Annotated in this window: 11 protein-coding genes; 3 read left to right on the top strand and 8 right to left on the bottom strand. The window is 53.2% G+C overall.

Going from position 1 to position 15,350, the window contains the following annotated elements; all coding sequences use genetic code 11:
* Nucleotides 1–2: 2 nt before the first annotated feature.
* From cysH to cysJ, 3 genes are all read right to left on the bottom strand, one after another.
* Nucleotides 3–737 (bottom strand): phosphoadenosine phosphosulfate reductase, encoded by a 735-nt coding sequence (gene cysH / locus ACUY4S_RS18570; protein WP_312688823.1) that lies wholly within the window; start codon nt 735–737, stop codon nt 3–5.
* Between the two features lie 100 nt (nt 738–837).
* Nucleotides 838–2,550, bottom strand: a complete 1,713-nt coding sequence (cysI, locus tag ACUY4S_RS18575) for an assimilatory sulfite reductase (NADPH) hemoprotein subunit (RefSeq protein ID WP_312688821.1) — start codon at nt 2,548–2,550, stop codon at nt 838–840.
* Nucleotides 2,550–4,355, bottom strand: a complete 1,806-nt coding sequence (gene cysJ, locus ACUY4S_RS18580) for an NADPH-dependent assimilatory sulfite reductase flavoprotein subunit (protein ID WP_458023413.1) — start codon at nt 4,353–4,355, stop codon at nt 2,550–2,552. The genes cysI and cysJ overlap by 1 nt, the downstream gene beginning before the upstream one ends.
* A gap of 355 nt (nt 4,356–4,710) precedes the next feature.
* Here cysJ and queD point away from each other — a divergent pair, with 355 nt between their 5' ends.
* Nucleotides 4,711–5,076: a 6-carboxytetrahydropterin synthase QueD gene (gene queD, locus ACUY4S_RS18585; protein ID WP_312689128.1), complete on the top strand. Its 366-nt coding sequence runs from the start codon at nt 4,711–4,713 to the stop codon at nt 5,074–5,076.
* Between the two features lie 394 nt (nt 5,077–5,470).
* Here queD and queE read toward each other — a convergent pair whose 3' ends face one another.
* Nucleotides 5,471–6,142 (bottom strand): 7-carboxy-7-deazaguanine synthase QueE, encoded by a 672-nt coding sequence (gene queE, locus ACUY4S_RS18590; RefSeq protein ID WP_458023419.1) that lies wholly within the window; start codon nt 6,140–6,142, stop codon nt 5,471–5,473.
* Nucleotides 6,143–6,341: 199 nt separating this feature from the next.
* On the opposite strand from queE, the gene ACUY4S_RS18595 reads away from it, so the two are divergent.
* Nucleotides 6,342–7,298 carry a TPM domain-containing protein gene (locus ACUY4S_RS18595; RefSeq protein ID WP_458023412.1) on the top strand — a complete coding sequence of 319 codons (957 nt, stop codon included), beginning with the start codon at nt 6,342–6,344 and terminating at the stop codon, nt 7,296–7,298.
* Between the two features lie 387 nt (nt 7,299–7,685).
* Nucleotides 7,686–8,795 (top strand): SDR family oxidoreductase, encoded by a 1,110-nt coding sequence (locus ACUY4S_RS18600; protein ID WP_312688815.1) that lies wholly within the window; start codon nt 7,686–7,688, stop codon nt 8,793–8,795.
* 56 nt (nt 8,796–8,851) lie between these two features.
* On the opposite strand, the gene eno is transcribed toward ACUY4S_RS18600, so the two are convergent.
* The 4 genes from eno to relA all read right to left on the bottom strand — a co-directional run bounded on the left by eno (nt 8,852) and on the right by relA (nt 15,315).
* Complete coding sequence (eno, locus tag ACUY4S_RS18605; protein WP_312688813.1) at nt 8,852–10,150, bottom strand: phosphopyruvate hydratase; 1,299 nt, start codon at nt 10,148–10,150, stop codon at nt 8,852–8,854.
* 82 nt (nt 10,151–10,232) lie between these two features.
* Entirely contained in the window at nt 10,233–11,870 is a 1,638-nt protein-coding gene (gene pyrG / locus ACUY4S_RS18610) for a glutamine hydrolyzing CTP synthase (protein WP_312688811.1), read from the bottom strand.
* 351 nt (nt 11,871–12,221) lie between these two features.
* Nucleotides 12,222–13,013, bottom strand: coding sequence for a nucleoside triphosphate pyrophosphohydrolase (gene mazG, locus ACUY4S_RS18615; RefSeq protein ID WP_312688809.1), 792 nt, complete (start codon nt 13,011–13,013; stop codon nt 12,222–12,224).
* A gap of 64 nt (nt 13,014–13,077) precedes the next feature.
* Nucleotides 13,078–15,315, bottom strand: coding sequence for a GTP diphosphokinase (gene relA / locus ACUY4S_RS18620; protein ID WP_312688807.1), 2,238 nt, complete (start codon nt 15,313–15,315; stop codon nt 13,078–13,080).
* Between the last annotated feature and the right edge of the window lie 35 nt (nt 15,316–15,350).

The raw sequence follows: 15,350 nt of genomic DNA on the forward strand, positions 1-15,350 counted from the left end.
GCTTAGCCTTCGTGCAGCCCGCATTCGCGTTTCAGGCCAAAGAAGCGCGTCTCTTCTTCCGCCATACCGGGTTCCCATTTACGGGTGGTGTGGGTGTCGCCTACCGAGAGGTAGCCCTGATCCCACAACGGGTGATAGCCAAGACCATGCTGCTGTAGATACTGATACACCGTGCGGTTATCCCAGTCGATAATGGGCAGTACTTTGAATATGCCGCGCTGGATCGCCAGCACCGGCAGGCTGGCGCGGCTTCCGGACTGCTCGCGGCGCAGACCGGCAAACCAGGTTTGCGCGTGCAATTCCGCCAGCGCACGGTTCATCGGCTCGACTTTGTTGATGTCATTGTATTTCTCAATGCCTTCAACGCCCTGCTCCCACAGTTTGCCGTAACGTGCTTCCTGCCATGCCGGGCTTTGCGCCGCACGGTACACTTTCAGGTTGAGCTTGAGCTTGTCCGTTAACTCATCAATAAACTGGTACGTCTCGGGGAACAAATAACCGGTATCGGTAAGGATCACCGGGATCCCCGGCGCCACCTGGTTAACCAGATGCAGGCTTACTGCTGCCTGAATACCAAAACTGGAGGAGAGAACGTACTCACCCGGCAGGTTTTCCAGTGCCCAGGCGACGCGCGCTTCGGCATTGAGCTTTTCCAGTTGCGCATTCGTTTCGGCGAGCTGAAGCACGCGATCCACTTTCGGCAGCGCGTTCAGCGCATTCAGATCGAGTTTGGACATAAGTTCCTCACTGTGTTCGTTGCCTGATAGCGCATTGCGGATCAGGCCGACAGACTGCGTTAATGGCCTGATAGCACAGCGCTACCAGGCTTGCAGGGGGTTATTCCCAGAAATCCCGCGCCGGATCGCGCACCGGGCGAATGATGCCCGTGCGCACGGTAAAGTCGCCAAAGCCCTCACCCTCTTCGCGCTCTTTCGCCCAGCGGGCGACCAGTTCGTCAATCGATGCGAGGATCTCGGGTTCGGTAATGTTTTCACGGTACATCCGCGGAATACGCGTTCCGATGCGGTTACCGCCAATGTGCAGGTTATAGCGACCCGGTGCTTTGCCCACCAGACCGATTTCCGCCAGCATCGCGCGGCCGCAGCCGTTCGGGCAGCCGGTCACACGCAGGACAATGTGATCGTCACCTACGCCGTGCTTCTCCATTACCGCCTCGACGTTGTCGACGAAAGAGGGCAGGAAACGCTCCGCTTCCGCCATCGCCAGCGGACAGGTCGGGAACGAGACGCAGGCCATGGAGTTTTCACGTTGCGGCTTCACCGCGTCCATCAATCCGTGGGCGCGCGCCAGTTTCTCGATTTTCGCTTTCTGGCTGTCCGGTACACCGGCAATAATCAGGTTCTGGTTAGCGGTGATGCGAAACTCCCCTTTATGGATCTTAGCAATTTCCAGCAGACCGGTTTTCAGCGGGCGGCCTGGGTAATCCAGAATACGGCCATTTTCGATAAACAGCGTCAGGTGCCACTTGTTATCAATGCCTTTTACCCAGCCAATACGATCGCCGCGACCGGTAAATTCGTACGGGCGAATCGGCTCAAATTTGATCCCTGCCCGGCGCTCAACTTCGGCTTTGAACGTTTCAACGCCAACGCGCTCCAGCGTGTATTTGGTTTTGGCATTTTTACGATCGGTACGGTTACCCCAGTCACGCTGGGTGGTGACCACCGCTTCGGCTACCGCCAGCGTATGTTCAATTGGCAGGTAGCCAAACTCACTCGCCGTACGGGCATAGGTTTTCTTATTACCATGTTCGATAGAAAGACCGCCGCCCACCAGCAAGTTGAAGCCCACCAGTTTGCCGTTTTCCGCTACTGCCACGAAGTTCATGTCATTGGCGTGCAGGTCAATGTCGTTCTGCGGCGGGATAACTACCGTGGTTTTGAACTTACGCGGCAGATAGGTTGGGCCAAGGATCGGTTCTTCATCGGTGGTGGCGACCTTTTCCTGATCCAGCCAGATCTCTGCATATGCGCGGGTGCGCGGCAGCAGGTGTTCGGAGATCTTCTTCGCCCACTCATACGCTTCGGCGTGCAGTTCAGACTCGTAAGGGTTGGAGGTGCACAGCACGTTACGGTTCATGTCGTTTGCGGTCGCCAGCGCATCCAGCCCGACGGAGTGCAACATCTGATGCACCGGCTTCACGTTCTTCTTCAGAATGCCGTGGAACTGGAAAGTCTGACGGTTAGTCAGACGAATGCTGCCGTAAATCGTGTTGTCATGGGCAAATTTATCGATCGCCTGCCACTGGGTGGGAGTGATGACACCGCCAGGCAAACGGCAGCGCAGCAGCATGGCATGACGCGGCTCGAGTTTTTGCTCTGCGCGCTCCGCGCGAATATCGCGGTCATCCTGTTGATACATGCCATGAAAGCGGATCAGCAGAAAGTTATCGCCGTTGAATCCGCCCGTCAGACCGTCGTTTAAATCTTCCGCAATGGTGCCGCGCAGGAAGTTACTTTCGAGCTTCATGCGCTCGGCATCGGCCAGTTTGCCTTCGACCACCAGAGGGCCAGGATGTTTTTCGCTCATTAGTAGACATCTCGCTGATAACGGCGCTCAACGCGCAGCTCACTTAAAAATTCATCCGCCGCTTCGGCATCCATCGCACCGAATTCGGCAATCACGTCCAGTAAAGCCTGCTCGACGTCTTTCGCCATACGATTGGCGTCGCCGCAGACATAAATGTGCGCACCGTCATTGATCCAGCGCCACAATTCCGCACCCTGTTCGCGCAGTTTGTCTTGTACGTAAATTTTTTCTTTTTGATCTCTGGACCAGGCTAAATCGATACGGTTCAGCACGCCCTCTTTCACATACCGCTGCCACTCAACCTGATAGAGGAAGTCCTCGGTAAAGTGCGGATTGCCAAAGAAAAGCCAGTTTTTACCGGGCGCTTCATCGGCGGCGCGCTGCTGAATAAAGGCGCGGAATGGCGCAATACCGGTACCCGGCCCAATCATAATCACCGGGGTTTCCGGATTGGCGGGCAGACGGAAGTTATCGTTATGTTCGATAAATACCCGGACTTCGCCCTCTTCTTCCACGCGATCGGCAAGGAAGCTGGACGCGCCGCCAGCACGAGCGCGACCTTCAACGTCATAACGCACAACGCCGACAGTGATGTGAACTTCGCTCTCCACTTCCGCCTGCGAAGAGGCTATTGAATAGAGACGCGGTGTCAGCGGGCGCAGCAGATTAATGAGCGCGGCGGCATCCAGTTGCGCGGGTGAGAAACGCACCATATCCACAATAGGCGTAGTCGCCGCGTAGTGCTGCAATTGCGCTTTATCACCGACCAGCGGCAGCAGTGATTCGCTGCGGGTCAGCGTGGCGTAATTTTCCACAATATTGGCGGTGTTAACTGTCAGTTCAAAATGCCACTGCAACGCGTCAGACAGCGGCAGGGTTTTCCCGTCGACAGTGACCGGTTCGTCACCTTTCAGCCACAGCAGTTCAACCAACTCTTTCACCAGTGCCGGATCGTTTTGATACCACACGCCCAGTGCGTCGCCCGGCTGATAACGCAGTCCTGAATCGCCAAGATCGATTTCAATGTGGCGCACGTCTTTTTCTGAATCGCGACCGGTAATTTTCTGATTGACCGACAGACTCGCGGTCAGCGGTGCTTCTTTGGTATAGGGGCTGGAGAACACCTCGTTCACCGCCCCTGTCGCCGACACCACCGCCTGCGCAGGGGTATCTTTTGGTACGCGAGCTTTAAGTACCTCTACCACGCGGGCGCGCCATTCAGCGGCGGCGGCTTGATATTCGACATCGGCATCCACGCGATCCAGCAAGCGCTCGGCGCCCAGTTCTGCCAGCTTACTGTCGAAATCTTTCCCGGCCTGGCAGAAAAACTCGTACGATGTATCGCCCAAACCGAACACCGCAAAGGCGGTTCCTTCCAGTTTTGGCGCTTTCTTAGAGAACAGGAACTTATGTAACGCCACGGCTTCTTCCGGGGCATCACCTTCGCCCTGGGTCGATGCCACGATCACCAATAACTTCTCATTCGCAATCTGTTTGAATTTATAGTCGCCCGCGTTGACAAGGTTGACGTTAAGTTTTGCCGCCAGTAAATCATCACGCAGCGCTTCGGCTACGCGGCGGGCATTGCCGGTTTGCGAGGCGGAAATCAGGGTAATGGACGGAACCTCAGCCGCCGCAGCCGGTGCGGCAACAGCAGCGCCAGGCTGCTGGTTCAGCACGCCCCAAAAATAGCCGGAAACCCAGGCAAGCTGGGTCGGAGTTAAGTCAGTCGTGGCCGCCTGAAGGCGCGCCAGTTGCTCCGAATTTAACGGGAGCAACGCGGAAGGTGGGGCCTGAGTCGTCATGCGTCGTTATGTTCCAGTAGCAAAAAAATCCCTCTTCGTTTTGCACGGCGCGAGTGAGTTGGCGACAACGCAAAATCCTGCGGGGTTATAATGTAGAAAAACCAAGTGAAACTAAGGTTAACGGTGGGGATAATAACAATTAAAGAAAGGTTGGAAATAATAAATAACCAAAAGAACTAACCTGTTTTAGTTATAGTTATTAACACTAAAAGCGGTTGATTAATCCATTGAATTTTATAGTGAAACCAAAAATTAGCTTCCATACATGCTGTGGTAATCACTTTTGCTGATTTTAATTAATGCTAAAAAAGGTCATTTCCGCTACCATGCGGCGGTTTTTTAAGCCTGAGAGTGCATTATGTCTACCACGTTGTTTAAAGATTTCACCTTCGAAGCCGCTCACCATTTACCGCATGTACCGCAGGGGCATAAGTGCGGCCGTCTGCATGGACACTCTTTTATGGTGCGTCTGGAGATCACCGGCGAAGTGGATCCTTATACCGGCTGGGTAGTGGATTTCGCCGAGTTAAAAGCGGCCTTTAAACCCCTCTATGACCGCCTGGATCACTACTATCTGAATGAGATCCCGGGGCTGGAAAACCCAACCAGCGAAGTACTGGCAAAATGGATTTGGGATCAGATGAAACCGATTATGCCGCTGTTAAGCGCGGTGATGATAAAAGAAACCTGCACCGCAGGTTGTGTCTATCGCGGCGAGTAATCCCGCACTGGCAGTCAGCCCTTCATCGCAAAGGGCTGACGCCGATTCCCTGTCTTTCTCCCGCATCAAAAATCCGCCATCGCTCACGCCAGAATGATGCTTCACATCGCCACGGAGCCAGGAAGAATGATCTCCTGCTAACTGGCCGGCACCCGTTGTGCGTATTTGCCTTATTCCGGTTAACCTGGGTCAGGTGTTCCTTTAAGGGAATACGTTGGGTGAGAAGACAGGGCATGATTAAAAAGACAAGATTTTCCTGAATCCAATTCGATGACAGCAAGGAAAATAACCGACATGGATGATTCAGGAAGGCGGTGAGGATTATCCGGATAATATGTCGCGCAAACAGGACCAGAGTGAAGAAAAAATAAACCCGCCAGTGGCGGGTTTATTGTCAGGCAATATTTAAATATTTGTGCGTCTGCATCGACAATCGCCAGTTACGGGCGATACAGGTTTCGATACATAATCGCGTTGCATCATCTTTCTGGCTGATTGGCTGCAGGGCAATTACCCTGTGCTTGTCATCCGTAAGCTGCGCCAGTAACGCGTCCAGCGCTTCAATATCACGCACCCGGCCAACCGGATGTTTAATTTCATCGGCACGTTCCAGCGCCTGCTGCAGCACATCATAGCCACCGCGCATATTGACCTTGGGCGACACGGTTACCCAGGTGGTGTGCGATGCGCGAACGTCATGGGTGCCACTGGTTTCAATCTGGCAGCTAAAACCGTTTTTCTCCAGCAGGGCGGTGAGCGGAATAAGATCATGAATGCAGGGTTCGCCGCCGGTGATCACCACATGGCGGGCCGTCCATCCCTGACGTTGAATGATGGCGAGCAACTCTTCGCTGTCTGCTGCGCCCCATTTGTCGCTCTCTTTGGTTTTTGCAAGGATGCTAAACAGCGACACTTCCCGATCCGCAAGCTTATCCCAGGTGTGTTTGGTATCGCACCAGGCGCAACCAACCGGGCATCCCTGTAAACGAATAAAAATGGCGGGAACGCCTGTAAAGTAACCCTCGCCTTGAAGGGTCTGGAACATCTCGTTAATCGGGTACTGCATCATCGCTCTTATTGAAGGAGTAAAGAGTTCATTATTACAGATAACCGCCAGGGGATCATGTGCCATTTGCGCCACGCTGCGCGGCTATGCCCCCCAGGGAATGCTTACTGCCAGTTATAGTCAATTGTCATCGATTCCGGATAGCCGCTATTATGCCAGGGTGTTTAGCCCTTTTATCTGCCTTGCAAGGATGATCTCTATGGCACGCTTACTGGCATTATTGCTGGTACTGACCGGTTTTTTCGCCCAGGCTCTGGCTGCTCCGGTTCCCGCGATGCGCGGCTTTGTTAACGATCCTGATGATTTATTAACCTCATGGCAACGCGAGCAACTCTCCCAACAGGTCAACGGGCTGAATGAACGAACCGGAACTCAAACTGCCGTGCTGGTGGTTTCTACGACACAGGGTGAGAATATCGATCGCTTTGCCAACCAGGTATTTAACCAGTGGCAGCTTGGCAATGCGCAACGCAATGACGGCGTGCTGTTACTGGTCGCCTGGCAGGATCGCGCAGTGCGAATTGAGGTGGGCAAGGGGCTGGAAGAGATGCTCACCAACACGCTCGCCAATCGTATTATCTACGAACATATGATCCCCTTTTTCAGGCTCGACGATCTGAGTACCGGCATCATCCGCGGTGTTGAAGGCATCACTACGGTACTTGCCAGTCAACCGCTCCCGGTCGCAGAAACGCCCTCTTTCTGGCAAGAACTGACGGCCTGGTTCTCTCTGTGGAAAACGCTGCCGCTGCTGGTATTGCTGATTGTCTTTCTGACGCTTAAAGGCATGATCCGCGTTTTGGTGACGTTATTTATAGTCTCTTTCCCGCTGGCGTTGGTGCTGCTGTTTATTAGCGACAATGCGCCGTGGCTTATTCCCTGGGTGTGGTTCAGCGCGGCAATACCCGCCTCTATTATGCTGATGGTGTTCGGCGTCTGGCTGATTTACCCGATGCGTCTGACCGCAGCAGGAAGGCAGAAGTACCGTGAAAGCAGGCAAACGAGCACCCTACGCAGCAGTGCGGCAACCTGGAGCAGCACCGACAGCACCCACTACAGCAGTAGCGACAGTACAAGTCACAGTAGTAGCGATAGCGGCAGTTCTGGCGGTGATGGCGGTTCCAGCGATGGCGGAGGCTCATCAGGCAACTGGTGATGTCACGGCCTTGAAAAACCGGGAGATAAATACCCGGTCACTATCAGGCAGGGTTAATGTGATTTCGTCGCAGAAATACCTGCCGGTAACAATTTAAATCTGGCATGAAATGGTGTAACCAAACGTGTTTATTTTTACATGTTGAATTATTTAAAACAGTTTCGACAAATGAAATTAATAAAAAATAAATTATTTAAAAACAGCAAGATAAATATTTAGTTCTCTACCATGGAATTTTTTTAAATCCTTGCATGTCAAAGTTAAATCCCCTTTTGCCGTTACCTTAAAATAAGCTTAAGACCCCTCTTTTCCCGGCGTAATGTTATTTATCTCGCGTTTAGCTTTCTGTGCCTAAAATCCGGCCATCGACCATGTGAGATAGCATTCATGAATACATTATTAATAACTGGCGTTACGGGTTTTCTTGGCGGGGCAGTATTAGAAAAAATCCTCAACAGCAATGAAGCGATGCACTTATTATTACTGGTTCGCGCAGAAAATGCCGAAGCAGGCATCGAACGCGTAAAGCGCAACATGCGCAAATTTAATCTCAGTGAAGAAAAATTGCAGCGACTGACATCTGACCAGATCCTGCTGGGGGACCTGGGTGAACCGGAAAGCTTCCTGGATGATCCGCGACTGGAGTCGGTAACTCAGGTACTGAACTGCGCTGCGGTGGCCTCGTTTGGCAACAACCCGCTGGTATGGAAGGTGAATGTTGAAGGGACGCTTGCCTTTGCCCGCCGTATGGAGCAGGTTGCGGGTTTACAACGTTTTCTGCATGTGGGTACCGCCATGTCCTGTACACCAGAACCCGATTCTTTGGTGCCGGAAAGCGCGGAATTTCGCGAGAATGCCGAGCATCTGGTGGCTTACACGCACTCTAAATCCACGATTGAACAACTGATGCGCAAAACGTGCCCGGCGCTGCCGCTCGTTATTGCCCGTCCGTCGATTGTTGTGGGTCATACCAGTCACGGTTGCCAGCCTTCAACCAGCATTTTTTGGGTGTTCAGCATGGGGCTGATGCTGCAAAAATTTATGTGCTCATTGGAGGATCGGGTTGATGTGATCCCGGTGGATTATTGCGCCGATGCGCTGCTTATGCTGCTCGGTGGTGAAATTGCGCGTGGCGAAGTAGTGCATATTTCTGCCGGTGAGGAGAACAGCGTCCGTTTTGCAGATATTGACCATGCTATGGCGCAGGCGCTGGAGAAAGCCCCGGTCGGCGATAAGTATGCACAGGTCAGTTATGAGACGCTGGTGAAGATGCGCCGCGAGCTGAAAGATATCTTCGGCCCGTGCAATGAGCGTTTAATGCTGAAGGCCATGCGCCTGTACGGTGCTTTTGCCACACTGAATGTCCGTTTCAGTAATGATAAGTTGCTGAGCATGGGAATGCCGAAACCCCCGCGCTTTACTGATTATATTGCCCGCTGCGTCCAGACGACGCGCGGTTTGTCTATCCCGCAACAGATGGAAGTCGACTTTAAATAGTCAAAAAAAATGCCAGTCAAACGACTGGCATTTTTATCAGTATCAATGCTTAGCGATTACGCCTGGCCTTTGATCTCTTTCAGACCGTTGAACGGTGCCTGCTCGCCCAGCGCTTCTTCGATACGAATCAGCTGGTTGTATTTAGCAACGCGGTCAGAACGGCTCATAGAACCGGTTTTAATCTGGCCAGCTGCAGTACCTACCGCCAGGTCAGCGATGGTTGCATCTTCAGTTTCGCCTGAACGGTGAGAGATAACAGCAGTGTAGCCAGCATCTTTCGCCATTTTGATTGCAGCCAGAGTTTCGGTCAGAGAACCGATCTGGTTGAATTTGATCAGAATGGAGTTGGCGATGCCTTTCTCGATACCTTCTTTCAGGATTTTGGTGTTGGTTACGAACAGGTCGTCACCCACCAGCTGGATTTTGTCGCCCAGTACTTTAGTCTGGTAGGCGAAGCCATCCCAGTCAGATTCGTCCAGACCGTCTTCGATGGATACGATCGGGTACTGTTTGGTCAGATCTTCCAGGAAGTGCGTGAACTCTTCAGAGGTAAACGCTTTGTTGCCTTCGCCAGCCAGAACGTATTTGCCGTCTTTGTAGAACTCAGACGCTGCACAGTCCATTGCCAGGGTGATGTCTTTGCCCAGCTCGTAGCCAGCAGCTTTAACCGCTTCAGCGATAACAGCCAGTGCTTCTGCGTTAGAACCCAGGTTCGGCGCATAACCACCTTCGTCACCGACTGCAGTGTTCATGCCTTTCGCTTTCAGCACTTTCGCCAGGTGATGGAAAACTTCAGAACCCATACGGATGGCTTCTTTCACTGTTTTCGCGCCTACCGGCTGAATCATGAATTCCTGAATGTCGACGTTGTTGTCAGCGTGCTCACCACCGTTGATGATGTTCATCATCGGAACCGGCATGGAGTATTTGCCCGGGGTGCCGTTCAGTTCAGCGATGTGCGCATACAGCGGCAGGCCTTTAGAAGCAGCAGCTGCTTTGGCCGCAGCCAGGGACACAGCCAGAATGGCGTTTGCACCGAAGTTAGATTTGTTTTCGGTACCGTCCAGGTCGATCATGATCTTGTCAATGCCAGCCTGATCTTTGGCATCTTTGCCAAGGATAGCCTGAGCGATCGGGCCGTTAACCGCGCCAACAGCTTTGGTGACGCCTTTACCCAGGAAACGGGATTTGTCGCCATCGCGCAGTTCCAGCGCTTCGCGGGAACCAGTGGAAGCACCTGACGGCGCAGCTGCCAGACCTACGAAACCACCTTCCAGGTGTACTTCGGCTTCAACAGTCGGGTTACCACGGGAGTCGATGATTTCACGACCGATGACTTTAACGATTTTGGACATTAGGTTTTCCTCAGTACAAGTTAAACTAAAACTCCAGACAAACAACGCGTACCCTGGGGTACGCGTTGCTGTTGTAACTTTTTTACTTCGCCTGGCGCTTTTGGTACTCGCTGGCGGCTTTCACAAAGCCGGCAAACAGCGGATGCCCATCACGCGGCGTAGAAGTAAATTCCGGATGGAACTGGCAGGCAACGAACCACGGATGATTCGGCACCTCAATGATCTCGACCAACTGATCATCACCGGAACGGCCTGCAACACGCAGACCCGCAGCTTCAATTTGTTTCAACAGCATATTGTTGACTTCGTAACGATGACGATGACGTTCAACGATCGTCGGCTCACCGTACAACTGACGAACCAGACTGCCATCATCAAGCTGGCACTGCTGCGCGCCGAGGCGCATAGTGCCGCCGAGATCGCTCTTCTCCGAACGCTGCTCAACGTTGCCGTCTTCATCGCGCCATTCGGTAATAAGCGCCACTACCGGGTACTTACAGTCTGGCACAAATTCCGTGGAGTTGGCGTTCTCCATCCCGACGACGTTACGCGCAAATTCAATCAACGCAACCTGCATACCCAGGCAAATGCCCAGATAAGGAATATTGTTCTCACGCGCATAGCGTGCGGTGGCGATCTTGCCTTCCACACCACGGTAGCCGAAGCCGCCAGGGATGAGGATAGCATCCAGACCTTTCAGAATTTCGACACCGCGCGTTTCCACATCCTGCGAATCAATCAGCTTGATGTTAACGGTCACGCGGTTTTTCAGGCCACCATGTTTCAGCGCCTCAATCACCGATTTGTAGGCATCCGGCAGTTCAATGTATTTACCGACCATACCGATGGTGACTTCGCCTGACGGATTCGCTTCTTCGTAAATAACCTGTTCCCATTCGGCCAGGTTTGCGTCCGCACAGTTCAAGCTGAATCGTTTACAAATATAATCGTCCAGCCCCTGTGATTTCAACAGGCCCGGGATTTTATAAATGGAATCGACGTCTTTCAGAGAAATCACAGCTTTTTCTGGAACGTTACAGAACAAAGCAATTTTTGCACGTTCATTAGCAGGAACCGCGCGATCGGAACGGCAAATCAGAATATCCGGCTGGATACCGATAGAGAGCAGCTCTTTTACAGAGTGCTGTGTCGGTTTGGTTTTTACTTCCCCGGAAGCGGCCATGTACGGCACCAGCGTCAGGTGCATATAGAGTGTGCGCTCGCGGCCCACTTCTACCGCCATCTGACGGATCGCTTCAAGGAACGGTAAGGATTCGATATCGCCGACAGTACCGCCGATTTCCACCAGCACGACATCATGGCCTTCACCACCTTCGATGATGCGCTCTTTAATGGCGTTGGTGATATGCGGAATAACCTGTACGGTCGCACCCAGATAGTCGCCGCGACGCTCTTTGCGCAGCACTTCAGAGTAAATACGGCCGGTGGTGAAGTTGTTGCGGCGGGTCATTTTGGTGCGAATGAAGCGCTCATAGTGACCCAAATCCAGATCGGTTTCAGCGCCATCTTCGGTAACGAACACTTCGCCATGCTGGATAGGACTCATTGTACCCGGATCGACGTTGATGTACGGATCGAGTTTCATCATGGTGACGTTGAGGCCACGGGCTTCAAGAATGGCTGCCAGGGAGGCTGCGGCAATGCCTTTACCCAGAGAGGATACGACCCCGCCGGTCACAAAAATATAGTTCGTTGTCATGCTGAACCTGAGAAGTTAGGTTTAAAAGACGATGGAATAACCAGGACGGGAAAGCAGTATACCCGAGGATGGCCTGTGCCACAAACTTTCATTGCCCTCTCCTTCGTTCTTCAGGCCGCATCTGCATTGGCTTCCTTCGCGAACCCCCGTCACACTGCCATTCTGTGCATCTGGAGATTCGCCCGGTTGCCGCCTTGCTGCGTCCCGAATTACTCGAAGAGGCGATTCTCAAGGCATTTCAACAAACTTAAGGAGTGTGAAAATAGCCATTTTTGGGTAAATGTTTTTGACGTAAATCAACCGCTTGTTATTTAAAAAACCACACAAACAGCGCTTACCGGAACAAATCCGTTAAAGATCATGTTCCTGGCGTTTTACTTGTTGCCAGACATTTTCCATTGTTTCCAGATCGACACCTGTCATTTCCAGGCCGCGTTCGCCTACAATTCGCTCGACCTCGCGAAAACGCCGTTCAAATTTGAGGTTCGCTTTTTGCAGCGCGACTTCGGCTTTGACACCAAGGTGGCGGGAAAGGTTGACGGTGGCGAACAACAAATCGCCCATTTCTTCTTCCAGTCTGGCTTCATCAACAACAGCCTGTTTTGCTTCGTGCATGACTTCATCGATCTCTTCATACACTTTATCGAGCACCGGTCCGAGCGTTGCCCAGTCGAAACCGACGGTCGCGCAGCGTTTCTGGATTTTATGCGCGCGCATGAGCGCCGGTAGGCTGTGCGGAATATCATCCAGCGCGGAATGTTGCGCTTTTTCCGCCCGCTCTTCGCTTTTGATTTGTTCCCAGCGCGTCAGCACCTCGGTGCTGTTTTCTGCGTGCGCATCGCCAAAGATATGCGGGTGACGGCGTTCCAGTTTGTCGCTGATAGCCGCGCAGATGTCGTTAAAGTCAAAACGCCCCTCTTCCTGTGCCATTTGCGCATAAAACACCACCTGGAATAGCAGGTCGCCCAGCTCGCCGCGTAAATCGTCAAAATCTTCGCGGGAGATAGCATCCAGCACTTCGTAGGTTTCTTCCAGCGTGTAAGGGGCAATGGTGGCGAAAGTTTGTTCCTTGTCCCACGGGCAGCCGGTTTCCGGATCGCGCAGGCGTTGCATAATCCCGAGCAAACGGTCGATTTGAGTCATGAGAAATCCCTGAAATGAAAGTAGTGATCCTCTCCCTATGGGAGAGGATCGAGTGAAGAGAATATCAACTACCGTGCAAACGGCGGGCGTCAATCACGTCGGGCACCTGGTTAAGCTTACCGAGCACGCGGCCCAGCACTTGCAGGTTGTAAATTTCGATATTCATATCGATTGTGGCCAGTTGCTGTTTGGTATCGCTCCGGCTGGCAACGCCTAACACGTTGACCTTCTCATTGGCGAGAATGGTGGTGATATCGCGCAGCAGCCCACTGCGATCGTTAGCGGTGACACGCACGACCAGCGAGTAGCCCGCAGAATAGCTTTCGCCCCACACGGCATCGACAATACGCTCCGGTGCCACTGTGCGCAGCTCTTCGAGCTGATCGCAGTCAGCACGGTGAATAGAGATCCCGCGCCCCTGCGTAATAAAGCCGACGATTTCATCCCCGGGGATCGGCTGGCAGCAACGCGCGATATGGTGCATCAGATTGCCGACACCTTCGACCACCACGCGCCCATTGTCCTTACTGCGAGTTTGCGGCGTGAAGGTTTTTTGCTGCAACTGTTTCAGCGCAGCGGCATCCTGCTCTGCCGCGCTGGGCTTGTTGAACTGCGCTTGCAGGAAATTGACCATCTGATTGAGACGAATATCACCGCCGCCTATTGCCGCCAGTAACTCCTCAATTTCATTGAAGTTATAGCGCGGCAGCAGGTGTTTTTCCGCCTCTTTCAGGCTGATTCCCAGATGCGCCAGCTCGTCGTCGAGGATCTGCCGCCCGGCAAGGATATTTTTGTCGCGATCCTGTTTACGGAACCAGGCATGAATCTTCGAGCGCCCGCGGCTGGTAGTCACGTAACCCAGGTTAGGATTCAGCCAGTCCCGGCTTGGGTTCGGCTGCTTCTGGGTGATGATTTCGATCTGATCGCCCATTTGCAACTGGTAGGTAAAGGGCACAATGCGCCCGCTGATTTTCGCACCGATGCAGCGGTGGCCCACGTCACTGTGAATATGATAAGCAAAGTCCAGCGGCGTGGAACCTGCCGGTAAGTCCACCACATCGCCTTTTGGCGTAAACACATACACCCGGTCGTCGAAGACCTGGCTGCGTACTTCGTCGAGCATTTCGCCGGAGTCGGCCATCTCTTCCTGCCACGCAATCAGCTTGCGCAGCCAGGCGATGCGGTCTTCGTGGGCAGAACGCGGGCTGCCAGCCACCGCCGTGCCCTCTTTGTACTTCCAGTGCGCCGCCACGCCAAGCTCGGCGTCTTCATGCATCTGGCGGGTACGAATCTGGATCTCTACCGTTTTCCCGCCCGGCCCCAGCACCACAGTATGAATCGACTGGTAGCCATTGGGTTTCGGGTTGGCGACATAATCGTCAAACTCATCCGGCAGGTGGCGATAATGAGTGTGAACAATCCCCAGTGCCGCGTAGCAGTCCTGCAAACGTTCGGCCACAATACGCACGGCACGCACGTCAAACAGCTCATCAAAGGCGAGATGTTTTTTCTGCATTTTGCGCCAGATGCTGTAGATATGTTTAGGGCGACCATAAACTTCGGCTTTCACGCCTTCGGTTTTCATCTCGGCGCGTAAATGGCCAACAAATTCATCAATGTAATGTTCGCGATCGATACGGCGTTCGTGCAGCAGCCTGGCAATGCGTTTATATTCCGCCGGGTGCAGGTAACGGAAGCAGTAATCTTCCAGCTCCCACTTCAGTTGCCCGATGCCGAGACGGTTAGCCAGCGGCGCATAGATATTGGTGCACTCTTTGGCCGCCAGCACGCGTTCATCTTCTGGCGCGTCTTTCACCTCGCGAAGATGGGCAATGCGTTCCGCCAGCTTGATGACCACACAGCGGAAATCGTCCACCATGGCCAGCAGCATACGACGAACGTTATCGACCTGTTCAGAAGAGACGGAGTCAGTGTGGGTGGCTTTAAGCTGGCGGATAGCCGCCATATCGCGCACGCCATGGATCAAGTTGACTACCGACGCACCGACGCTTTCACTCAGCACCTCTTCACTGACCACTTCGGCATCCGCCAGTGGGAACAGCAGTGCGGCACGCAGCGTATCGATGTCCATACTCAGCATTGAGAGGATTTCGACCATTTCAATGCCGCGCGACAGCAATATTTCCGCGTGCGGGTGCCCTTGTGTTTGGCGCAGACAATATGCCCAGGTTTCGGTTAAGCGTTCACACGACGGTTGACTGGTAATGCCCAGACTCGCGATCCATTTTCCCGGATCGAATTCACCCGCTTTGTTCAAATGCGCACTGCGTACCGCAACCATTGTCCTCTCCTTTCAGGGACCGGGCCTGCCGAATT

It is taken from the genome of Kosakonia beeri (assembly GCF_054165705.1).

Excerpts from the sequence above, each read along its gene's own strand:
- cysH (WP_312688823.1), bottom strand. The coding sequence starts at position 737 with ATGTCCAAACTCGATCTGAATGCGCTGAACGCGCTGCCGAAAGTGGAT.
- cysI (WP_312688821.1), bottom strand. The coding sequence starts at position 2,550 with ATGAGCGAAAAACATCCTGGCCCTCTGGTGGTCGAAGGCAAACTGGCC.
- cysJ (WP_458023413.1), bottom strand. The coding sequence starts at position 4,355 with ATGACGACTCAGGCCCCACCTTCCGCGTTGCTCCCGTTAAATTCGGAG.
- queE (WP_458023419.1), bottom strand. The coding sequence starts at position 6,142 with ATGCAGTACCCGATTAACGAGATGTTCCAGACCCTTCAAGGCGAGGGT.
- ACUY4S_RS18595 (WP_458023412.1), top strand. The coding sequence starts at position 6,342 with ATGGCACGCTTACTGGCATTATTGCTGGTACTGACCGGTTTTTTCGCC.
- ACUY4S_RS18600 (WP_312688815.1), top strand. The coding sequence starts at position 7,686 with ATGAATACATTATTAATAACTGGCGTTACGGGTTTTCTTGGCGGGGCA.
- eno (WP_312688813.1), bottom strand. The coding sequence starts at position 10,150 with ATGTCCAAAATCGTTAAAGTCATCGGTCGTGAAATCATCGACTCCCGT.
- pyrG (WP_312688811.1), bottom strand. The coding sequence starts at position 11,870 with ATGACAACGAACTATATTTTTGTGACCGGCGGGGTCGTATCCTCTCTG.
- mazG (WP_312688809.1), bottom strand. The coding sequence starts at position 13,013 with ATGACTCAAATCGACCGTTTGCTCGGGATTATGCAACGCCTGCGCGAT.
- relA (WP_312688807.1), bottom strand. The coding sequence starts at position 15,315 with ATGGTTGCGGTACGCAGTGCGCATTTGAACAAAGCGGGTGAATTCGAT.